This window comes from Burkholderia sp. Ac-20365, from assembly GCF_017104715.1.
Classification (GTDB): Bacteria; Pseudomonadota; Gammaproteobacteria; order Burkholderiales; family Burkholderiaceae; genus Paraburkholderia.
The window spans coordinates 226,947-248,827 of record NZ_JAAGPI010000012.1 but is presented as its reverse complement, the minus strand read 5'-3'; the positions used below and the strand labels follow the sequence as shown (position 1 = coordinate 248,827).

Below are 21,881 nucleotides of genomic sequence, written 5' to 3'. Positions count from 1 at the left end.
GAGGTCAAGAACGGGCGGTGTTAGCCCGCTTTCTTTGCTTACTTTCTTTGCGGCGGCAAAGAAAGTAAGTGCCGCCCCGCACAGGGGCAACGCCTGCGCCGCGTAGGCGCTAACGCGGATGCCAGCGAAGACAAATAGCAAACCACCCCAACGTCGCAAGACAAAAAAACCTTAACTCACTCCAAACCTTTCCTTCAACTGCGCGACCCGCGCCCGACTAACAGGCACAACGCTCCTGTCAGCGTCCCCCATCACCAGATTCATACTCTCATCAGCCTTAAGGAGTTCAATCGCATACGGCAAACTAACAATATGACTCCGATGCACACGCAAAAAAATACTGTTATCAAGCCGCAATTCGAGATCCGCAAGGGAAAGATTCGAGAGAAAGCGATCATCTTTAGTCACGATAGTCGTGTAATGCCCATCACCCTGAAACCGGATAATGTCCTTCAGATCAATCAGAATCACACGGTTCTTGCGATAAACAGGAATCTTGAGAAGGCGTCTAGGCGCGGCATCCGTCCCCACACGCGTTTCACTCAAAGGCTCGGTAGTGAGATCCGTCACGTCATAGAAGATCATGCACGTGCCGCAGGCACCATGCATATCCAGCATGCGCGACACCTTGATCATCAAAATACGATCAGGAATATTGATCATCATCGCCACAGGCGGTGGCGACTTCACCGGGCATCCACCCGCATCGCGCGATTGCAGTAGAAACCGCAGCTTGTCGCGGCTCTTCTCTGGATGAAGCTGCACGACATCGATGCCAAACAGCTTGTCCTGCGCAACACCTAACGACTGCTCGCCCGCCGGCCCGAGAACCTGCAACGCGACATCGTTGAATGCACTGACGCGCCCCTGAGCGTCGAGCCATACCACGCCCGGATTGAACTGTTCCAGGCGATGCTGGAAGGTCTCCCCGCGGCGTGCATCGGTGGTCGGCGTGGCGTGTTCGAACGGTGTCATGCAGGGTTCTCCCCGAGGCGCCCATCCCGCTGCGCACGGCAAGTTCGATGCCGGAGCGGTGCCTCCGTTTTAAGTCTTTTCCCTTTTTCACGCAAGTTTTCTGGCTGTCGACGCAATCAGCCCGCCGTTTGGGAAATCGCGTTGAATTGCTGCATTGCATTGTGAAATCCTCAACCCCGGATGGACCACAACAGCAACAAAGTCCCGCGTCGATACAGGAGACTGACGTGATTCCCCGACCTTTCGAATACCACGCGCCACAGACGCTGCCGGAAGCGCTCGCGTTACTGGGCGAGCACGGCGACGCAGCAAAGCTGCTGGCAGGCGGCCACAGCCTGCTGCCGATGATGAAGCTGCGTTTCGCGCAGCCCGAGCATCTGATCGACCTGGGCAAGCTCGCCGAGCTTCAGGGCATCAGGGAAGACAACGGCGTGTTACACATCGGCGCGATGACGACGGAAAACCAGCTGATCTGGTCTGCGCTGCTGCAAGAGAAATGTCCGCTGCTCGTCGAGGGCGCGCGGCAGATTGCCGATCCGCAGGTGCGGTATCGCGGCACATTGGGCGGCGACATCTCGCACGGCGACCCCGGCAACGATCATCCCGCGCTGATGATCGCGCTCGATGCATCCTTCGTGCTGCAAGGCGCGCAAGGCGAGCGCATCGTGCCCGCCGATGGCTTCTTCATCGGCACCTACGCGACGCTGATGGAACCCGCGGAAATCCTGACGTCCATTCGCATTCCCGTGCCGCCTGCCGGCACCGGCTACTGCTACGCGAAACTCAAGCGCAAGACGGGCGACTTCGCGACGGCGGCGTCGGCGGTGACGCTGCGTATGCGTGGCGGCCGTGTCGACGATGTGCGCATTGCTCTGACGAATGTCGGCGACACGGTGATCCACGCGACAGACGCCGAAGCCGCACTGCGCGGCGAGCCTTTCGACGACGCGCACGTCGACGAAGCCGTGCGCCGCGCGATGGCCGCGTGCAACCCCGTCCCCGACCTGCGCGGCGACGACGAGTACAAGCGGGCGATGGTGGGCGAAATGACGCGCCGCGCACTGCACACCGCTTACGAACGATCCGCACATTGAGCACACCCCGGGAGAACACGAGATGGGCAAGAAGACGATGGTGTCATTCGAGCTGAACGGCAGCGAGGTCGACGTCGTGGTCGAACCGCGCGAACTGCTGATTCACACGCTACGGGAAAAATGCCTGCATACCGGGCCGCATATCGGTTGCGAGACGTCGCATTGCGGTGCGTGCACGGTGGATTTCAACGGCACGTCGGTAAAGTCGTGCACGGTGCTGACGGTGCAGGCCGAAGGCGCTGCCGTGAAGACGGTGGAAGGGCTCGCGCAGGGCGGCGAACTGCACGCGCTGCAGGAAGGCTTCATGCAGGAACACGGTCTGCAGTGCGGCTTCTGCACGCCCGGCATGCTGATGCGCGCGTATCGTCTGCTGCAGGAAAATCCGGATCCGACGGAAGCGGAAATCCGCTACTGGATGGCAGGGAATCTGTGCCGCTGCACGGGCTATCAGAACATCGTCAAAGCCGTGCAGTATGCCGCGCGCAAGCTGCGCGGCGTGGAAGTTGAAAGCTCGCATCCGCTGATGGAAGCGGACGCGGCGCACGCTCATTGACGCGGGGAGACACGTCATGGGCAATCTCGACACCAATCTCGACCGTCTCGCCGCGCTCGAAGGCATGGGCTGTTCGCGCAAGCGCCGCGAAGATCCGCGTTTCATTCAGGGCAAAGGCACGTACGTCGACGACATCAAGATGCCGGGCATGCTGTTCGGCGTGATGGTGCGCAGTCCGTATGCGCACGCGCGCGTGAAGCGAATCGATAAATCGGCTGCGCTTGCGCATCCCGGTGTGCATGCCGTGCTGACCGCCGATGATCTCAAGCCGCTCAAACTCCACTGGATGCCGACGCTCGCGGGCGATGTGCAAGCCGTGCTCGCTGACGAAAAGGTCTGCTTCCAGAATCAGGAAGTCGCGTTCGTCGTCGCCGACGACCGCTACGTTGCCGCCGATGCAGCCGAACTCGTCGAAGTCGAATATGAGGAACTTCCGGCACTGATCGATCCGTTCTCGGCGCTTGAACCCGACGCGCCCGTGATTCGCGAAGACATCCGCGACAAGGAGACGGGCGCGCACGGCGCGCGTCGTCATCCGAACCACATCTTCACGTGGACGATGGGCGACCGCGACAAGACCGACCGCATGTTCGAGAACGCGGACGTCACGGTGAAACAGCACATGTTGTATCCGCGTGTGCATCCGTGTCCGCTGGAAACGTGCGGGTGCGTTGCGTCGTTCGACAAGGTGCGCGGCGATCTCACCGTCTACATCACGTCGCAGGCGCCGCATGTCGTGCGTACGGTGGTCGGGCTGCTGTCGTCGATACCGGAATCGAAGATACGCATCATCTCGCCGGATATCGGCGGCGGCTTTGGCAACAAGGTTGGTGTGTATCCAGGCTATGTGACGTCGATCGTCGCTTCGATTGTGCTTGGGCGTCCCGTCAAATGGATCGAGTCGCGCAACGAGAATCTGTCGAGCACGGCCTTCGCGCGCGACTATCACATGACAGGCGAACTCGCCGCCGACAAGGACGGACGCATCAAGGCGCTGCGCGTGAACGTCGTCGCCGATCACGGCGCGTTCGATGCCTGCGCGGATCCCACCAAATGGCCCGCGGGCATGTTCCATGTCTGCACCGGCTCGTATGCGATTCCAAACGCGTTCGTGTCCGTCGATGGCGTGTACACGAACAAGTTTCCAGGCGGTGTCGCTTATCGATGCTCGTTCCGCGTGACGGAGGCGGTGTATCTGATCGAGCGGATGGTGGACGTGCTCGCGCAAAAGCTCGGCATCGACAAGGCTGAAATCAGGCTGCGCAACTTCATCCGCAAGGAGCAGTTTCCTTATACGACGCCGCTCGGCCTCGAGTACGATTCCGGCGATTACGAACCTGCGTTGCGCAAAGTGCTGGCTGCTGTTCATTACGACGAGCTACGCGCCGAACAGGCAAAGCGCCGCGCCGATCCTGACGCGGAATGGCTGATGGGCATCGGCGTGGTGAACTTCACGGAGATCGTGGGCGCGGGGCCCTCGAAGATGTGCGACATCCTCGGCGTTGGCATGTTCGATTCGTGCGAAATCCGCGTGCATCCCGATGGATCGGCCATTGCGCGTATGGGGACGATCACGCAGGGGCAGGGGCATCAGACTACCTACGCGCAGATCATCGCATCGGAGGCTGGGATTCCCGCGTCACAGATCACGGTCGAAGAGGGCGACACGTCCACCGCGCCATATGGTCTCGGCACCTATGGCTCGCGTTCGACGCCCGTTGCGGGTGCCGCCGTCGCGCGTGCATCGCGCAAGATTCGCGAGAAAGCGCGCAAGATCGCGGCGCATCTGCTAGAAGCGAGTCCCGACGACGTCGAATTCGATCTCGACCGTTTCGTGCTGAAGGGCTCGCCGGATCAGTTCAAGTCAGTGAAGGAAGTCGCCTGGGCCGCGTACAACAACGTGCCCGAAGGCATGGAAATGGGCCTCGAAGCCGTCGATTACTACGACCCGCCGAACTTCACGTTCCCGTTCGGCGCCTACATATGCGTGCTCGACGTGAACCGCTACACAGGCGAAATCCGCGTGCGACGCTTCTACGCGCTCGACGATTGCGGCACGCGCATCAATCCGATGATCATAGAAGGGCAGATTCACGGCGGGCTGACGGAAGGCTTCGCGGTCGCGCTAGGGCAGGAACTGCCTTACGACGAATCCGGCAATCTGCTCGGCGCGACGCTGCTCGATTACTTCGTTCCCACAGCCGTCGAGACACCGCATTGGGAAACCGACTATACGGTCACGCCGTCGCCGCATCATCCGATCGGCGCGAAGGGCGTCGCTGAATCGCCGCATGTCGGCTCGATTCCGTGCTTCACGTCCGCCGTCGTCGATGCGTTCGCGCATCTCGGCGTCACGCATATGAACATGCCGCACAACGCGTATCGCGTGTGGCAGCAATGCCGCGCGCTGGGTCTCACGCGGCCCGCGTGAAGCGCGCCGTTACGCGACAGGGAGACACGTATGAAAGTCGTACTCGACAAGGCCTTTCCGCTCGCCGCTTCCGCCGACAGCGCGTGGCAACTGATGCAGGACATCGAAGCCGTCGCCGCCTGCATGCCCGGCGCGAAGATCACGGAGCGCATCGATGACACGCACTACAAAGGCACGATCACCGTGCGCCTCGGGCCGGCAACGATGTCGTTCAAAGGCGATATCGAAGTGCTCGCGCTCGATGCCGCCGCGCGCAGTTTGCATCTGCTTGGCAAAGGCACCGATGCGTCGGGCGGCTCGGCCGCGACGATGGACCTGACGGCCGCCGTGGAGCCGACGCATGCAGCCTGTACGCTGACAGGCAAGAGCGAAGTGACGATGAGCGGCAAGGCAGCGGCGATCGGCGGCCGTCTGATGGCGCCCGCGTCGGAGCAGTTGCTCAAGCAGTTCGTCGCGAACTTCGCGGCGCGGCTCGATGCGATGCAGGCGGCACAGCCCGTTTCCATCGACAGTCCGCAATCAGAGACTGCACAGACAGACAAGGAGACCATCGCGCCCGCCGCCCGCGCGAGCACGCCACCGCCCACGCAAGCTGCCGAACTGAACGGCTTTGCTTTCGTCTGGGCGATGATCCGCGACTGGCTGCACGGACGCTTCTCACACAAGGCCCAAGGCCGTTGAGGTGCGTCATGACGCCCACCGACCGCATGCCCGACGTCGTCGCGTTGCAGGCGCGGCTCGCGAGCCACGGTTTCATCGCCGAGCGTAGTTTTGCAGCCGCCTTGCTGCTGACGATGGAAATGCGCCGCCCGCTGCTGCTGGAAGGCGAGGCGGGCGTCGGCAAAACCGAAGTGGCAAAGGCGCTGTCACGTCTGCTCGACGTGCCGTTGATCCGGCTGCAATGCTACGAAGGGCTCGATGCGCACGCGGCGCTCTACGAGTGGAACTACGCGCATCAACTGCTGGCCATCAAGCTGTTCGAACAGGATGCGCGGCCGCTGCGTGACAAGGAACAGGACATCTTCTCCGAGCGCTATCTGCTCAAGCGTCCGTTACTCGAAGCGATCACGACGACGCCCGCGCCCGTGCTGCTAATCGACGAGATCGACCGCACCGATGAAGCGTTCGAAGCTTATCTGCTCGAACTGCTGTCCGACTTCCAGTTGTCGATTCCCGAACTCGGCGTGATCCGCGCGACCGAGCGGCCCTATGTGATCCTCACGTCGAACGGCACGCGCGAAATCTCCGATGCGCTGCGCCGCCGCTGTCTCTACCAGTACGTCGACTATCCGACTTATCAGCGCGAACTGATGATCGTGCAAACGCAGGTGCCGGATGTGCCCGAAGCGCTCGCGCGTCAGGTGGTCGAATTCGTGCACGCGGTGCGTCAGATGGCGCTGCGTCGCAAGCCCGGTCTCGCCGAAACGCTCGACTGGGTCGCCGCGCTGCTGCGTCTCGGCGTGAGCGCGCTCGATGAAGACGGTGTCGACCGCGTGATGGATTCGCTCGCCGCGCTGGTGAAGACGCGTGAGGATCAGGCGGGTCTCACGCGGCCCGTCGTCGAAAAACTGGTGGCGTCATGCTGACGGGCTTCGATGCCAGCACGCCTTCCAGCGACCTGGCGAGCTTGCTCGTCGCGCGCTATGCCGGCTTTGCGGGCTGGCTGCGCGAGAACGCCTTCAGCGTGACGAGCGCGGATGTCGCTGCGTCGATGGAAGTGGCGCAGCGCATGGGACAACTCGACAGCGATGTATTGCGCTGGAGCCTGCGCGCGTTGCTGTGCTCGCGCGCGCAGGAATGGCGCCGTTTTGACGATCTGTTCAACGCGTATTTTCTCGTGCCGAACCGGCGCAGTCTTGCGCAGTCGCGTGCGGGCGGTGCGGGGCCATTGGAGCGTGCTGAAACGCAGGCGCCTTCTGACGCAAGCGAAGGCTCGCCGATCTCGCTTGCGGGACCCGGTGGCGGCTCGCCGGGCGAAGGCGCGACCGCCGACGAAGGCGCCACGCAATCCGATTCGCTCGCACATGCCGATTTCCGCCATCTGAACGACCGCAGCGAACTGTTCGCGATCGACGCCGCGCTGCGCCGTTTTGCGCAGCGACTGCGCGGCATCGCAACGCGCCGCGAGCAGCGCGCAAGCCAGGGGCGCACGATCGACCTGCGCTCGACGATACGCCGCAGCGTGCCGCGCGGCGGATTGCCCGTGGACATCGCGTGGCGCCGCAAACGGCGGCAGCGCCCGCGCATCGTGCTGATGCTCGACGTGAGCCGCTCGATGAGCCTCTACAGTTTTTTCTTTCTGCGCCTCGCGCGGGTGCTGGGCGCGCGGCTGCCCGACGTGCACTGCTTCATGTTCCATACGCGGCTCGTTTGCGTGGACGAGGCGCTGCGCGATCCCGATCCGCATCGCGCGCAGGAACGGCTGCATCTGATCTCGGAAGGCTGGGCGGGCGGCACGCGCATCGGCGAGAGCCTCGCGGGATTCAACGCGCACTACGCGCCGCGCCTGCTGCATGCGCGCACGGCCGTGGTGATCGTGAGCGATGGCTATGACGCGGGCGATACCGTGTTGCTCGATACAGCGCTGGCCGAGATCAAGCGGCGCTGCCACTCGCTCGTGTGGCTGAACCCGCTCGCCGACCGTCCCGGTTTCTCGCCCGTCAGCGCGGGGATGCAGGCCGCGTTACCGCATCTCGATCTGTTCGCCGGGGCGCGCGATCTCGCGAGCCTCGAACGCATCTTTCCTCAAATACTCGGGGCGCTGCAATGAACGCCGAATCTTTCGAGACTGCCATGAACACGGCTGGCTTGCTGCAACTCGAGCAGCGACTGATCGCGGAGGGCGTGCCGTTTGCCGTCGTCACGGTCATTCGTGCTGCGCCGCCGACCTCGACGCAAGTCGGCGCACAGGCGCTGGTGGATCGTGACGGGACGCTGCACGGCTGGATTGGCGGCGGTTGCGCGCGGGCGATCGTGATCGAAGCGGCACGGCAATCGATGCGCTGCGGACAGCCAAGGCGCGTGCGCATCAGCAACGAGCCTTCGGCGCCCGATGCGGAAGTCGAAGCGCATGCGATGCCGTGCGCGAGCAACGGCGCACTGGAGCTATTCATCCAGCCGACCGTGCCCGCGCCACTCGTGGTCGTGTTCGGCGCGACACCTGCCGCGCACGAGGCCTGTGTGCTCGCACGGCGTATGGGCTTGCGCGCGAGTATGGCTGCCGAAGCGGCACATCCGGGCGAAGCGCGTTTCGATGCCGCGTCGCTGGATCGGGCGGGCGCGATGTACGCGCTCGTTGCCACGCAAGGCGACGGTGATGAAGACGCGCTCGAAGCGGCGCTGCGCAGCCAGGTCGAGGCGGTGCTGCTGATCGCGAGCCGCCGCAAGGCCGACAGGCTGCGCGAGACGATGCGAGCGCGTGGTATTGGCGAAGCGCGTCTGTCCGTGCTGCACGCACCGGCGGGACCGGCTATTCACGCGCACACGCCGCAGGAAATCGCGCTGGGCGCGGTCGCGGGACTGGTTGCGCTTCGGCACGAACGCGAACAGGCGGATGCCAGCGCGTCAGAGTCGGCCGCACACGCTGGTGTGCAGACGGAAGCCGTGCCGCAACTGACACCTTGCGAAGCGCCCGACCTGCCTGCCGTCGATGCGGCGCGCTATCGGAACCCTGTATGCGGCATGAGCATCGAAATCGCGAGCGCGAAGCATGTCGTCGAGTACGGCGGGCAGAAGGTGTATTTCTGCTGCGACTGCTGCAAGGCCGAATTCGAGCGCGAACCCGAACGCTATCTGGCCGCGGCGCACGGCGAATCCGGCCTGCACGTGGAGGCGCGATGAACAGTGTCACCTTTTCGGCGGTCGTGCTCGCTGCAGGTTTGTCCTCGCGCATGGAAGGGCGTCACAAGCTGCTGCTGCCCGTTGGCGGCGAGCCGGCTGTGCGACGCGTCGTGCGCGCGTTGAGCGCAGCGCAACCGAATGAAATCGTGGTCGTGACGGGCTTCAATGGGCGTGCTGTCATCGAGGCGCTCGACGGACTCGATGTGCGCTTCCAGAGCAACCCGCGCTATCGCGAAGGGCAGATGACGTCCGTTGCAGCGGGCGTCGCCGCTTTGCGGGCGCCGTGCGATGTCGTGATGATCTGTCTCGCCGACCAGGTCTTGCTGGAGACCGCCGACTATCGCGAACTCGTAGATGCCTATGCATCGATGCCGCGCGGCTCGATTCTCGTGCCGATGTGCGAAGGCGCGCGCGGCAATCCCGTGCTGTTCGCAGCGAGCTATGCGCCCGAAGTCGTGAACGGACATGTGAATCCGGGTTGCCGCAAGCTGATTGCGGAGCACGGCGACGAAGTGTTCGTCTACGAAGCCACGCATGACCGCTTTGCCGTCGACATGGACACACCGGAGGATTACGAGCGCGTCGTCAGGCGCGTCAATGGCCTCGGTCATACAGTTGCCTCGTAACCAACACGAAATTTTGCATCGCACACAAAAGCTGAGCAAAAAGTATTGAACTGCTGATCCGTTTTGGCGTGGATCGCGTGTTTCGCGGGTGTTAACTTAGCCACCGTATTCACGGGTGTGTTAAAGCCGGCCCGAGGATAACAACGCGATCGACACAAAAATCCTTCAGGAGACAGCAGTGAACAGGTTCCGCTATTCGGCAGCGTGTGCCCTCATCGGCGCGGCTTTGCCCCTCTCGGCGTTTGCGCAATCGTGCAACGTTCCCGTCCTCAAGGTACTGGCGCAGAAGAGTCTGGGCCTGACCGTCATGGAAAAGTCCCTCGCGGACTACCAGAAGCGCACGGGCACCAAGGTTGAAATCAGCTACTTCGGCGAAAACGACCGACGCGCGAAGTCGCGTCTCGATGCGTCGACGGGCGCGGGTTCGTATCAGGTCTATTACGTCGACGAAGCGAACGTCGCCGAGTTCGCTTCGGCGGGCTGGATCGTGCCGCTGCTCAAGTACTACCCGAAGGACGCCGACTACAACGACTTCCTGCCCGGCCGCCGCGATGTCGCGAGCTATAAGGGCGTGGCGTACTTTGCACCGCTGATCGGCGGGTCGGACTTCCTGTTCTATCGCCGCGATGTACTCGAGAAAGCGCACATGCCGGTGCCGCGCACGCTGGATGAACTCGTCGCCGACATCAAGAAGCTGAATTCGCCGCCCAATATGTACGGCTGGGTTGCGCGCGGACAACGCGGCTCGGGCATGAACGTGTGGCGGTGGGCGCCGTTCATGCTCGCAGAAGGCGGCACGTGGACCGACAAGAACCAGCAGGCGGCATTCAATTCACCGGCCGCAGTGAAGGCGACGCAGCTATACGCGGACCTCTTCAAGTATGCGCCGCCTGGCTCGGCTACCTACGACTGGAGTAATGCGCTCGAAGCATTCCGTTCCGGCAAGGTCGCGTTCATGATCGAATCGACGCCGTTCGCGGACTGGATGGAAGACCCCACGAAATCCAGCGTGGCGGACAAGGTCGGCTACACGAAGCCGCCTTCACCGCTGCCTTCGGCGGCATACGGTCATGGTCTCGCCATTTCGTCGATTGGCGCGAAAGACGAATGCACGCGTCAGGCTGCGGGCAAATTCATCGCATTCGCGACCAGCAAGGAGCAGGAGCAGGCTCGTCTGCGCGAGAACGTATTCAGCGATTACAACCGCACGAGCACCGTGCAGAGCGATTACTTCCAGAAGCATGTGAAGCCGCAGATTCTGGCGGGCCTCAAAGATACGACGCCTGTATCCAAGGTCACGTTCTGGCCGAGCGCACAGTGGCCTGATATCGGTGACAACCTCGGTGTCGCGCTGGAAGAAGTCTTCACGGGTACGCAGAAGGATGTGCCCGGCGCATTGAACGACGCTGCGCAATATGCGCAGGACGCGATGGAGCATGCGCGCAAATAGCGTGTGCAGGTGAGGGCAGAGCGTTCGTCTCTGCCCGGTTCAATCCGTTCCGTTCCGGAAGGCTCGTATTGCCTTCCGGCTTCATCGGCTGTCGAGGTGTCGTATGTTCAATCGCGGAAAGACCAGTCTTCCGTTCGTTTTTCTCGTGCCGCCGCTGATCGTGATGGCGGTGCTGGGTCTCGTGCCCACTATTGCTGCCATCAATCTCGCACTGAGAAACCGCGTGCTGCGCTATTCGGATAGCGAGTACGTGTGGTTTCGTAACTTCGCGCGTCTTTTTTCCGATCGTCGCTTTGTTAATTCAATCGAAGTCTCTGCGATCTGGGAAATCGTGACTGTGGTAGGTGCGGTTGCGGTCGGCGTTGTCATTGCGATCTATCTGTTCGAGAACGTTCATGGCCGCATGCGCAACGCGATCAGCGTGCTGCTGATTACGCCAGTGCTGCTGCCGCGTGTATCGGCTGCATTTATCTGGAAGTTCATGTACTCGCCGTTGACGGGTATTCTCAGCTGGATGCTGGGACTCGTCGGCATTCAGAATACGGCGTTTCTCTCTGATCCGAGCTTTGCGCTTTACGCTGTCGCGCTTGTCGATATCTGGCAGTGGGGCCTGTTCTTCTCGGTAGTCGTGCTGAAACTGCTGGAGACCTTGCCGCCGGAGCCGCTCGAAGCCGCGCGTCTCGACTACGCAAAGACGTGGCAGGTCTATGCGTACATCGCGCTGCCAATGCTCAAGGCGCCCATCATGAGTCTCGTGTTCATCAAGATGGTCGAGTCGCTGCGTTCGTTCGATCTGATCTATGTGATGACCAAAGGCGGACCGGGTGTATCGACGGAAACGCTGGACATGTACGCGTATTCGCAAGGTATCGGTCTCTCGGGCAAGGTGTCGTACGCGTCGAGCATGGCTGTGCTGATGATGGTCGCGACAACGCTGATCTTCACTTTTATCTGGAAACGGGTGAACAAATGGGAAGACTGATCCCCCGCAGCACGGTTCTCCTGTTTGGCATTGCACTGGCGCTGGTTGCGGTATTTCCGGTGTTCTGGGCCGTACTCAATTCGCTAAAGAACCTGCTCGATATCGTCACGCCGACGCCGCGCTTCTTCTTCAGCCCGACACTCGATAACTACCGGCAAGTTATTTCAAGCCCTGAAGTACTCATTGCGCTCGGCAATAGTTCGGTGATCGTCGGTACGGCTGTTCTGCTTGGAACGCTGCTCGGCGTGCCCGCCGCGTATGTGATTGCGCGTTATCACGTGCCGGGCAAGCGCGATATCCAGTTCTTTCTGCTGTCGCTGCGTTTCCTGCCGCCCGTGGCCGTCGCGATTCCGCTGATTGCGATCTGGGTCGATCTCGGGCTGTACGACACGCGCTTCTCGATGATCGTCACGTATCTGCTCACGACGCTTTCGACCATTACGTGGCTGTCGATTCCCGTCTTCCAGCGCGTGCCGCGCGAGATCGAGGAAGCCGCCACGCTCGACGGCTGCGGCCCATACGAAGTGTTCTGGCGCGTCGCATTGCCGACCTGCGCGAGCACGCTGATGGGCGGGATCATCTTCAGCTTCGTACTTGTATGGAACGAACTGATGATCGGCCTCGCGCTGACCTCGTCGCACAGCGCGACGCTGCCCGTCGTGGCTTCCGCATTTACTTCGCTGGGACAGGAAGTGCCGTGGGGTGTGATCAACGCGTCGACGGTGCTGCTGGCACTGCCGCCAATTATCTTCGTGGGCGCGCTGAGCCGCCTGCTGAACTCGATGCTCAAAGGAAAGTAAGGAGACTGTAGTGAAGGCACTTGTACTGGAAGCCACCCGCGAACTGAGCCTGCGCGACATCGAACTGCCGCAGGCCGTCGGCCCTCGCGATGTCAAGATCCGGATCCACACGGTCGGCGTGTGCGGCAGCGACGTTCACTACTACACGCATGGCCGCATCGGGCCGTTCAAGGTCGAAGAGCCGATGGTGCTCGGACACGAAGCATCGGGCACGGTCGTCGAAATCGGCGCGGACGTCACGCATCTGAAAGTGGGCGACCGCGTGTGCATGGAGCCGGGCGTGCCGCAGTTCGATTCGCCCGCCACGATGCGCGGCATGTACAACCTCGATCCCGCCGTCCGCTTCTGGGCGACGCCGCCGATCCACGGTTGCCTGACGCCGTTCGTCGTCCATCCTGCGGCGTTCACGTTCCGCTTGCCGGACAACGTGTCGTTTGCAGAGGGCGCGATCGTCGAGCCTTTGTCGATTGGCTTGCAGGCCGCGAAGAAGGCGGCGATGAAACCGGGCGACGTGGCCGTCGTCATTGGTGCAGGGACGATCGGCGCGATGACGGCGCTGGCGGCGCTGGCGGGCGGCGCGTCGCGCGTCATTCTCGCCGACGTGGTCGGCGCGAAGCTGAAGCATTTCGCCGATAACCCAGCCGTCACGACGGTCAACGTCACCGGGCAGTCGCTCGCCGATGTGGTCGCAGATGTGACCCAAGGCTGGGGCGCCGACGTCGTGTTCGAGGCGTCGGGAAACGCGAAGGTGTTCGACACGTTGCTCGATCATGCCTGTCCCGGCGGCTGCGTGGTGCTCGTCGGCATGCCGCCCGGCCCTGTCGCGCTCGATGTGGTCGCGATGCAGGCGAAGGAGTTGCGTTTCGAATCCGTGTTCCGTTACGCCAACATCTTTCCACGCGCGCTGGCGCTCATCAGCTCGGGGATGATCGACGTGAAGCCCTTCATTTCGCGCAAGTTTTCCTTTTCGGAAGGCGTGAAGGCGTTCGAAGAAGCGGCTGCGGGTCATCCGGAAGACGTCAAAATCCAGATCGAAATGGACTAACGCCATGGCCAATATTGTCTGCAAAGGGCTGACCAAGCACTATGAGGGCGGCCCGCCCGTGCTGCATCCGCTCGATCTTCAGATCGACGACGGCGAATTTGTCGTGCTGCTCGGACCCTCGGGTTGCGGCAAGTCGACGATGCTGCGCATGATCGCCGGTCTGGAAGGCATTTCTGGCGGCGATCTGTCGATCGGCGCAACGGTGGTCAACGACGTGCCCGCGCGCGAGCGAAATGTCGCGATGGTGTTCCAGAACTACGCGCTCTATCCGCATATGAACGTGTACGACAACATTGCGTTCGGGCTGCGCCGTTTGAAGACGCCGAAGCAGGAAATCGACCGCCGCGTGCGCGAAGTGGCGTCGATGCTCAATCTCGACGCGTTGCTCGAGCGCAAGCCGCGCGCGATGTCAGGCGGCCAGCAGCAGCGCGCCGCGATTGCACGGGCGATGATCAAGACGCCCGACGTGTTCCTGTTCGACGAGCCGCTGTCGAACCTCGATGCGAAGCTGCGCGCGCAATTGCGCACGGACATCAAGCGCCTGCACCAACGTTTGCAGACGACAACCGTGTACGTCACGCACGATCAGCTCGAAGCGATGACACTCGCAGATCGCGTTATCCTGATGCGTGGCGGCAGAATCGAGCAGGCGGGCACGCCGGGCGAGCTTTATCACTATCCGCGCACGTTGTTCGCGGCGGGCTTTATCGGCACGCCGGCCATGAATTTCCTGCCGGGCGTGATCGAGCGATCGGCGGATGCCGTGTCCGCACGCGTGAACGGCGAAACGTGGACGCTCGCGGGCCCGCGTTTTTCGACGCTGTATGCAGGGCAGGCCGTGAAGGTTGCGGTCAGGCCGAACTACGTGCGGATCGCCGATGGCGCGGGCAATGCCGATACGTTGAAGATCCGTGGCAGCGTCGAACTCGTCGAGATGCTCGGCGCGGATGCACTGGTCACGGTGGAATGCTCAGGCGAGCGGATCGCCGCGCTGATACCATCTGGCAGCCTGCCGCATGTCGGCGCGAATGTGACGCTCGAGTTTCACAACCGCGACCTGCACGTATTCGACGCGCAGACCGAAGAGAATCTGACGCTCGCGTCTGCCAACGAGGCGGGACACGCGGGCGTTCAGAAGGCAGCATCCGCAGCCGGAGTACATTAGCGTACATACCTGAAAGACCGGAAAAAGCGGCGAGAGCGGAAAGAAGGAGACAATGAATGAATCCAGATCTGGAACTGGTGCACACCCGGCAAGACGAATCGTTTCGGGCATGGGTCCACGACTATCCGCATAGCGTGGCGAAGTGGCACTTCCATCCTGAGTACGAAGTGCACGTCATTCGTGCGTCGACGGGCAAGTTCTTCGTGGGCGATTTCATTGGCGATTTCGGACCGGGCAACCTGGTGTTGACCGGACCGAATCTGCCGCACAACTGGATTAGCGACGACGGTGCCGTCACCGATGTGCCCTCGCGCGACCTCGTGCTGCAATTCTCGCGCGAGGCCGTCGAGCGGATGGTGGCCGCATTTGCCGAATTGAGTCCCGTGCTGGGCATGCTCGATCAGGCCTCGCGCGGGCTTCAGTTTCCGGACGCACTCGGGCACGCGATTATCCCTTGCATGCAGTCGCTTTCGACAGCCCATGGTGCGCGCCGCGTCGCGTTGCTGATGTCGGTTCTCGAGGAACTGATCGGTTGCGCTGACAGGCGGTTGCTCGCCGGACCTTCGTACGATGTGAACGCACAGCGCTACATGTCGTCGACGATCAATCAGGTGCTGTCGTACATCCAGCAGAACCTGTCGGGCAATCTGCGCGAAACGGATGTGGCCGAGCTTTCCGGCATGAGCGTGAGCAGCTTCACGCGTTTCTTCAAGCGTCACACGGGCTGCACCTTTATCCAGTACCAGAACCGGCTCAGGCTCAATGAGGCCTGTGAACTCCTGATGTGCACGGACCTCAGCGTGACGGATGTCTGCTATCGCGTCGGGTTCAACAATGTGTCGAACTTCAACCGGCAGTTTCTCGCGCAAAAGGACATGCCGCCTTCGCGCTTCCGCGCGCTGCATCGGCTGAACGAAGTTGCGCGTCACGAGCATCGGGACGCAGCCTGAGGTCGCACCCACAATGAGAGGAATCGGATCTTGAGTTTTCTTGGAATCGACCTTGGCACTTCCGAGGTCAAGGTTGTACTCACCGACGATGAATCGAATGTCGTCGCGACGGCAGGCGTGAAGTTGCGCGTCGACAACCCGCATCCGCACTGGTCGGAGCAGAGCCCGCAATCATGGTGGAACGCCACGCTCGATGCGATCGGCGCGGTGCGGGCGGAGCATCCGGTTGAGTTCGCCGCGTTGCGCGGGATCGGCCTGTCGGGGCAGATGCATGGCGCGACGCTTCTGGACCGCGGCGGCAATGTGCTGAGGCCGGCCATTCTATGGAACGACACTCGCGCCTATGCGGAGTGTGTCGAACTGGAGGCGCTCGTTCCCGACTCGCGAACCATTACCGGCAATCTCGCGATGCCCGGGTTCACGGCGCCGAAGCTGCTGTGGCTGTCGAAGTACGAGCCGGCTGTTTATCGTGCGGTGCAGAAGGTGCTGTTGCCGAAGGACTATATCGCGTGGAAGCTGACGGGCGAGTTTGTGTCGGACATGTCGGATGCATCGGGAACGCTGTGGCTCGATGTCGCGCGACGTGACTGGTCCGATCGGATGCTCTCGGCGACCGGGCTGTCGCGGGAGAACATGCCGCGGCTCGTCGAAGGGAGCGAAGCCGCCGGGCAGTTGCGCGACGAACTGCGGCGCGAATGGGGCTTGCCGGGGGGCGTCGTCGTGTGTGGCGGCGCGGGGGACAACGCGGCGAGTGCGGTGGGAATCGGCGTGGTGAAGCCGGGTGACGCGTTTCTGTCGCTGGGAACATCCGGTGTGCTGTTCGCGAGCACGGCGCGGTATGCGCCCAATCCTGAAGAAGCCGTGCACGCGTTCTGCCACTGCCTGCCGGGGCAATGGCATCAGATGAGTGTGATTCTTTCGGCGGCCGCGAGTCTGGAGTGGCTGTCAGTCATGCTGAAGACGAATGTGTCCGAACTCGTGCGGATCGCGCCCGACGGACAGGACGGCGATCCACCCGTATTCCTTCCGTACCTCAACGGCGAACGGACGCCCCACAACGATGCGGCCGCTAAAGGCGTGTTCTTTGGCATGACGGCGTCGCATCGTGCCGAACATCTGGCATACAGCGTGATGGAAGGCGTTGCCTTCGCGATGGCCGACGGCTATGCGGCGCTGCGCAATGCGGGAACGGAACTGCAATCGGCATCGTTCGTTGGCGGTGGTTCGCGCAGTTCGTTCTGGGGCCAATTGTGTGCGACTGCGTTGGGCTTTCCTCTGAACCGGCACGAAGGGAGCGAGGTTGGCGGCGCGCTGGGTGCCGCGCGGCTCGCACGGCTAGCCGCGAGCAACGACGATCCGCTTGCCGTGCTGACAGCGCCGCCTGTGGTGGAGGTGTGCGAGCCGGTGCAAGAGCGTCGCGCGTTGCTGGATGAGCGCCTTGGGCGATACCGCAGGTTGTATCGTGCGTTGAAGCAGGAATTTGCCGCATAGCGAGGTGTGTGGCCTGTCAAAAGCGCTCGCGGGATTTCAATGTCCCGCGGGCGCTTTTGCATTCTGTGGGATGAACGCGCAGCGCAGGCCGGTTCGCTTTACAGGTTGAACGACAGCAGCACTCTGCCGCACACTGGAGCGTCATCGACAAAGCGACTGCGGGTGAAGGCTATATGAAAACATTCATATCGGCAGTGCTGTTCTGTTTAACGACTGCAATAGCGCACGCAGCAGGGATCAAGTTTGTTCAGATTCCCGCGGACGCCAATGGCCCGGCGTTGCGCGCAATGGTCTGGACGCCGTGCGCCGAGCCGTCTCAGGACATACCCGTCGGACCGTACATGCTCAAAGGGCGGCGTGACTGCGCCACTGTCGGCACAGGGCTGCCGTTGGTGGTGATTTCGCACGGGCACGGCGGATCGTTTCTCGGACATCACGATCTGGCGGAAGAACTGGCCGACGCGGGCTTTGTTGTGGCCGCAATCAATCATCCCGGCGACACCTTCACCGATATGAGTCATGCCGCCGATCTATCGGAGTTCGTCGAGCGGCCGATGGATATCAAACGCCTGATCGACTATATGCTGGGCGCTTCGTCCGACGCAGGACGAATCGACCCGCAACGGATCGGCTTTTTTGGTTTCTCTCGTGGCGGTTATACGGGACTCGTGCTGGCCGGCGGTGATCCCGATTTCGTGCACGCGAATGTGCCATGCCCGGACCCGCAATTGCGTATCTGCGAGCAGATCCGTCGCCACGAGATGCCGCAGATTTCATTCACGCATGATGCACGGATCAAAGCCTATGTCGTCGCCGATCCACTCAATGAGTTTCCGGACAAGGGCAGTCTGAAAAACGTGAAAGCGCCTATCCAGTTATGGGCTTCTCAATTCGGCGGCGATGGCGTGCTGCCAGAAACCAGTCCCGCGCTCGCGGACGCGTTGCCGCATAAACCCGACTATCACCTTGTGCACGACGCTGCGCACTTTGCTTTTCTGGCGCCATGTTCCGTGACGATGAAGCATGACGTGCCGGACATTTGCGTCGATGGAAATGGTTTCGATCGGGTAGCGTTTCATCAGCAATTCGATCTGACGGTGCGGGATTTTTTCGAGGCTAATGTCCGGTAGATCGTTGAGGATTGTCCGTCACGCAGGAGGCACTGTTGACGTGTGAGTGCCTCCTGATTTCATGCGTTGAATACCGCTGCCTCGATTTTTGCCAGCCTCACCAGTTCCTCGACCATCACCTGCACCTTCGGCTGGAGATGCCGTGTTTTCTGCCAGATGACATGAATCGACATCGTGGCCGACAGTTCAGGCAGCACCTCGCGCAACTGCCCTGACGCCAAAGCCTCGGCACACAACCAACCAGGAAGCTGAGCCAGCCCGCATCCGGCGATACATGCAGCAAGCAGCGTATCGCCATCGGTTAATTCGTGACGGCCCTGCACATCGATATACGCGGTCTCGCCCTTGTCGCGCGTGACCAGCCACCCCGGCCGCCCCGATCGCTGCCATCCGACGAGGCAGTCGTGATCGACGAGTTCATCGATGGAAGCGGGCACGCCGCGCCGTTCCAGATAGGCGGGCGACGCGCAGATGGTCAGCCGTTGCTGTCCGAGCTTGCGCGCCACCAGGTCGGGAAAGTCATCGAGCGGGCCGATACGGACCGCGAGATCGATACCCTCGCCGACGAGGTCGACCGGGCGGTCCTGAAGCGATATCGACAGATCCAGACGCGGATAACGCTGCGTGAGGCGAAGCAGCGCCGGCGCGACGTGGCGTCGACCGAAGGTGGTGGGCAGATCGACACGTACACGTCCGACCGGCTGCTGGCGACCAGTTGCGAGCAGCGCCTCGGTCTCCTGAAGTTCATCGAGCACGCGACGGCACGTCGCGAGAAAGGTCTCACCCGCGGTCGTCAGGTCGATGCGCCGCGTGGTCCGGTGCAAAAGCTGAACGCCGAGACGCTTTTCGAGCCGCGAGATGCTTTTGCCCACTGCCGAGCCGGTCACGCCGAGCGCGAGCGCCGCGGCCGAGAAGCTTCCGCTGTCGATCGCGGTCACGAACTCGCGTATGCCGTCAAAACATTCGTCCATAGCAGGATTAAGGAATTGAGGGATGGAATCTCTGGAATGTTAACCGCTTACTGGACTAGCGGGATATGACTAGACTTTCCTCACCGGGCGGCCCTGTTTGCTGCCTTCCATTCATCATCCGAGAGGTAGCGAAATGTCGAGAGTGGTTCGTTTTCATCGCGTAGGTGGGCCCGAGGTTCTGCAAATCGAAGATATCGATGTCCCGGCGCCAAAAGCAGGCGAAGTGCAGATCAGAGTGAGGGCGCTCGGCATCAATCGCGCTGAAGTGATGTATCGAAGCGGCGAATACGTGATTCAGCCGTCTTTTCCCGCCAGGCTCGGCTATGAAGCCGCCGGGGAAGTTGTGTCAGTAGGCGAGGGCGTCACAGCTTTTGCGGCAGGCGATCGCGTTGGCGTCATCCCGGCATTTTCATTCGCCGATTACGGCATGTACGGAGAGGTCGTCAATGCACCCGCGTCTGCGGTGGTCAGAACACCCGACGGCGTTTCATTCGAGGAAGCCGCCGCAACGTGGATGGCGTTCACCACGGCCTACGGTGCGCTCATCAGTCTTGGTGGACTGAAGGCGGGTGAAACGGTCGTCATCGGCGCTGCGGCCAGCAGTGTCGGGATGGCTGCGATTCAAATTGCAAATTATGTGAAGGCAACGCCTGTCGCCTTGAGCCGCAGCCTCGCGAAAAAGGATGCCTTGCTGCAAGGCGGCGCTGCCCACGTCTTGATCGGCGATGACCCGGCACTGCGTGAGCAACTGCTCGATGTGACGGACGGAAAGGGCGTGAAGATGGTTTTCGATCCCGTCGGTGGTCCGCAAGCGAAGAGCCTGATTCAGGCGCTCGGTCACGGCGGTACGTTCTTCCAGTACGGGGCGCTCGACGCACGTGATATTCCTGTGCCCGTCATGGATATTCTCGGAAAACATCTGACGGTGCGTGGCTATGAACTCTTCGAAATATCGACCGATCCGCAACGCCTCGAGGAAGCGAAGCAGTTCATTAATCGGGGCCTCGCGGAAGGCGCGCTACGGCCTTTGATCGATCGCACTTTCAGCTTCGATGAAATTGCACAAGCGCATCGATATATGGAAGCCGGAAACCAGATCGGCAAGATCGTGGTGACGGTCTAGTGCAATAGTTGCGGCGCAAATGCAGTTTCCGTTACCAGAGCTTCAGAAGCGATGTCTCAAGCCGAACGTCGCCTGAATCTGGTCGGTCGTGGCGGACGGGGCACTCACACCATTGATCCATGCAACGCCCAATGGTGAAGTGCCGCTTGGACTTACCCGTTGCCACGCGCTCTGAACGTAGATATCGGTGCGCCTTGAAAGGCGGTAGTCTGCCATCGCACTGACCTGGTTCCAGTGGGGAATTCCGCCGCCTCCATTTCCGCCAGCGCGCGAGTACGTGTACGCGGCCGAAAGTTCGACCGCAGGCGTCAGCGCATAGCGAAAGTTGCCCTCGAAGTTCTGGAACGTTCCACTCAGCCCGGTCTGGAAGAATTGCGCGAACTTGCTGTGCGAGTAGACGAAGCCCGCCACAGCCGGGCCGAAGGTGTAGTTCACGCCAGCACCAAAAGTCTTCTGACTGCTCGCCAGCACGCCTAAAGGCACAGAGGAGGGCGTGAGCGCGCCTTGCAGCGACGAGCCGGTTGTATCGGTGACAGCGCCATTCGTATTCAACTGTCCAGGCGTGCGCGCGGAACTGTTGAGCTGGAGATAGCCGGCGCCGAAGTTCAGCGCTCCCCATACATAGGACACGCCAAAGCTGTACGCGCGATTGTTCGCGAACCCACCTGCCTGGTTCGAAAAGCCATACAGCGCACCGAACCTGAAGCCCATGAAATTCGGGCTCATATACTTCACGGAATTGTTGATCTGAAACGAGTCATTCAGGTTGTCGTTGTCTAGCGGGTGTGCGAAATGCGTGCCGCCGAATTCCGTGCCGGTCAACGAAAGCGGTGCGACAAAGTCAACCATGCTGTCGGTTTGACGACCCAGTGTGAGCGCGCCGTACTCGCGGCTCGACAAACCGATATACGCCTCGCGATTGAAAATTCGGTTGTTCGACGAGAACTGTCCATTGTTAAGATTGAAGCCGCTCTCCAGCGTAAAGACGGCCTTCAATCCTGCGCCGAGATCTTCAGCGCCGCGCAAACCCCAGCGGCTGTACTGAACCGAACCGCTCGTCATTTCCCAGTTGCTGTGTCCGCCGCCGGTTCCTGATATCTGGCTATTCGTGTAAGTCAGACCCGCATCGATCAGACCGTAGAGATTGACACTGCTTTGCGCATGCACCACGCCAGCCAGTGTGATCACCGTCGCACCGGTTATCAGCAACTTGTTCATTTGCCTGCTCCAGCCAAGACCGGGAGAAACGATTTTC

The 21,881-nt window shown here is 61.6% G+C and carries 20 protein-coding genes; 17 read left to right on the top strand and 3 right to left on the bottom strand.

The genetic code is table 11. From position 1 onward, the window contains the following. Positions 1 to 171 precede the first annotated feature (171 nt). A complete protein-coding gene (locus G3O01_RS22510; protein ID WP_205807564.1) occupies positions 172 to 975 on the bottom strand; it encodes a LytTR family DNA-binding domain-containing protein in 804 nt (267 codons plus the stop codon). 227 nt (positions 976 to 1,202) lie between these two features. On the opposite strand from G3O01_RS22510, the gene G3O01_RS22505 reads away from it, so the two are divergent. From G3O01_RS22505 to G3O01_RS22430, 16 genes are all read left to right on the top strand, one after another. Continuing rightward, complete coding sequence (locus tag G3O01_RS22505; RefSeq protein ID WP_205807562.1) at positions 1,203 to 2,069, top strand: xanthine dehydrogenase family protein subunit M; 867 nt, start codon at positions 1,203 to 1,205, stop codon at positions 2,067 to 2,069. A gap of 22 nt (positions 2,070 to 2,091) precedes the next feature. Further along, positions 2,092 to 2,622: a (2Fe-2S)-binding protein gene (locus G3O01_RS22500; protein WP_205807560.1), complete on the top strand. Its 531-nt coding sequence runs from the start codon at positions 2,092 to 2,094 to the stop codon at positions 2,620 to 2,622. A 16-nt stretch (positions 2,623 to 2,638) separates the two neighbouring features. Next, positions 2,639 to 5,053, top strand: coding sequence for an aerobic carbon-monoxide dehydrogenase large subunit (locus tag G3O01_RS22495; protein WP_205807558.1), 2,415 nt, complete (start codon positions 2,639 to 2,641; stop codon positions 5,051 to 5,053). Between the two features lie 30 nt (positions 5,054 to 5,083). Further along, on the top strand, positions 5,084 to 5,734 hold the full coding sequence (locus G3O01_RS22490; protein ID WP_205807556.1) for an SRPBCC family protein: 651 nt from the start codon (positions 5,084 to 5,086) through the stop codon (positions 5,732 to 5,734). An 8-nt stretch (positions 5,735 to 5,742) separates the two neighbouring features. Then, a complete protein-coding gene (locus G3O01_RS22485; protein WP_205807554.1) occupies positions 5,743 to 6,639 on the top strand; it encodes a MoxR family ATPase in 897 nt (298 codons plus the stop codon). Next, on the top strand, positions 6,633 to 7,823 hold the full coding sequence (locus G3O01_RS22480; RefSeq protein WP_205807552.1) for a VWA domain-containing protein: 1,191 nt from the start codon (positions 6,633 to 6,635) through the stop codon (positions 7,821 to 7,823). The genes G3O01_RS22485 and G3O01_RS22480 overlap by 7 nt, the downstream gene beginning before the upstream one ends. Positions 7,824 to 7,846: 23 nt before the next feature. Beyond that, a complete protein-coding gene (locus tag G3O01_RS22475; protein ID WP_205807550.1) occupies positions 7,847 to 8,893 on the top strand; it encodes an XdhC family protein in 1,047 nt (348 codons plus the stop codon). After that, entirely contained in the window at positions 8,890 to 9,519 is a 630-nt protein-coding gene (locus G3O01_RS22470; RefSeq protein ID WP_205807548.1) for a nucleotidyltransferase family protein, read from the top strand. The genes G3O01_RS22475 and G3O01_RS22470 overlap by 4 nt, the downstream gene beginning before the upstream one ends. A gap of 178 nt (positions 9,520 to 9,697) precedes the next feature. After that, positions 9,698 to 10,969, top strand: coding sequence for a sugar ABC transporter substrate-binding protein (locus G3O01_RS22465; RefSeq protein WP_205807538.1), 1,272 nt, complete (start codon positions 9,698 to 9,700; stop codon positions 10,967 to 10,969). A gap of 103 nt (positions 10,970 to 11,072) precedes the next feature. Next, on the top strand, positions 11,073 to 11,951 hold the full coding sequence (locus G3O01_RS22460) for a sugar ABC transporter permease (protein ID WP_205807537.1): 879 nt from the start codon (positions 11,073 to 11,075) through the stop codon (positions 11,949 to 11,951). Beyond that, entirely contained in the window at positions 11,939 to 12,751 is an 813-nt protein-coding gene (locus tag G3O01_RS22455) for a carbohydrate ABC transporter permease (protein ID WP_205807535.1), read from the top strand. The genes G3O01_RS22460 and G3O01_RS22455 overlap by 13 nt, the downstream gene beginning before the upstream one ends. Positions 12,752 to 12,761: 10 nt before the next feature. Then, entirely contained in the window at positions 12,762 to 13,796 is a 1,035-nt protein-coding gene (locus G3O01_RS22450; RefSeq protein WP_205807533.1) for an NAD(P)-dependent alcohol dehydrogenase, read from the top strand. A 4-nt stretch (positions 13,797 to 13,800) separates the two neighbouring features. Beyond that, positions 13,801 to 14,961, top strand: a complete 1,161-nt coding sequence (gene ugpC / locus G3O01_RS22445) for a sn-glycerol-3-phosphate ABC transporter ATP-binding protein UgpC (protein WP_205807531.1) — start codon at positions 13,801 to 13,803, stop codon at positions 14,959 to 14,961. 56 nt (positions 14,962 to 15,017) lie between these two features. Next, positions 15,018 to 15,911, top strand: a complete 894-nt coding sequence (locus tag G3O01_RS22440) for an AraC family transcriptional regulator (RefSeq protein ID WP_205807529.1) — start codon at positions 15,018 to 15,020, stop codon at positions 15,909 to 15,911. Between the two features lie 30 nt (positions 15,912 to 15,941). Next, positions 15,942 to 17,402, top strand: a complete 1,461-nt coding sequence (gene xylB, locus G3O01_RS22435; protein WP_205807527.1) for a xylulokinase — start codon at positions 15,942 to 15,944, stop codon at positions 17,400 to 17,402. A 173-nt stretch (positions 17,403 to 17,575) separates the two neighbouring features. After that, complete coding sequence (locus G3O01_RS22430) at positions 17,576 to 18,532, top strand: dienelactone hydrolase (protein WP_205807525.1); 957 nt, start codon at positions 17,576 to 17,578, stop codon at positions 18,530 to 18,532. Between the two features lie 59 nt (positions 18,533 to 18,591). Here the strand turns inward: G3O01_RS22430 and G3O01_RS22425 are convergent, their stop codons facing one another. Then, positions 18,592 to 19,470, bottom strand: a complete 879-nt coding sequence (locus tag G3O01_RS22425; RefSeq protein WP_346779214.1) for a LysR family transcriptional regulator — start codon at positions 19,468 to 19,470, stop codon at positions 18,592 to 18,594. A gap of 166 nt (positions 19,471 to 19,636) precedes the next feature. Between G3O01_RS22425 and G3O01_RS22420 the strand changes: the two genes are divergently transcribed. Beyond that, on the top strand, positions 19,637 to 20,626 hold the full coding sequence (locus G3O01_RS22420) for a zinc-dependent alcohol dehydrogenase family protein (RefSeq protein ID WP_205807521.1): 990 nt from the start codon (positions 19,637 to 19,639) through the stop codon (positions 20,624 to 20,626). 42 nt (positions 20,627 to 20,668) lie between these two features. Here G3O01_RS22420 and G3O01_RS22415 read toward each other — a convergent pair whose 3' ends face one another. Next, positions 20,669 to 21,844 carry a porin gene (locus G3O01_RS22415; RefSeq protein ID WP_205807519.1) on the bottom strand — a complete coding sequence of 392 codons (1,176 nt, stop codon included), beginning with the start codon at positions 21,842 to 21,844 and terminating at the stop codon, positions 20,669 to 20,671. Positions 21,845 to 21,881: the final 37 nt, after the last annotated feature.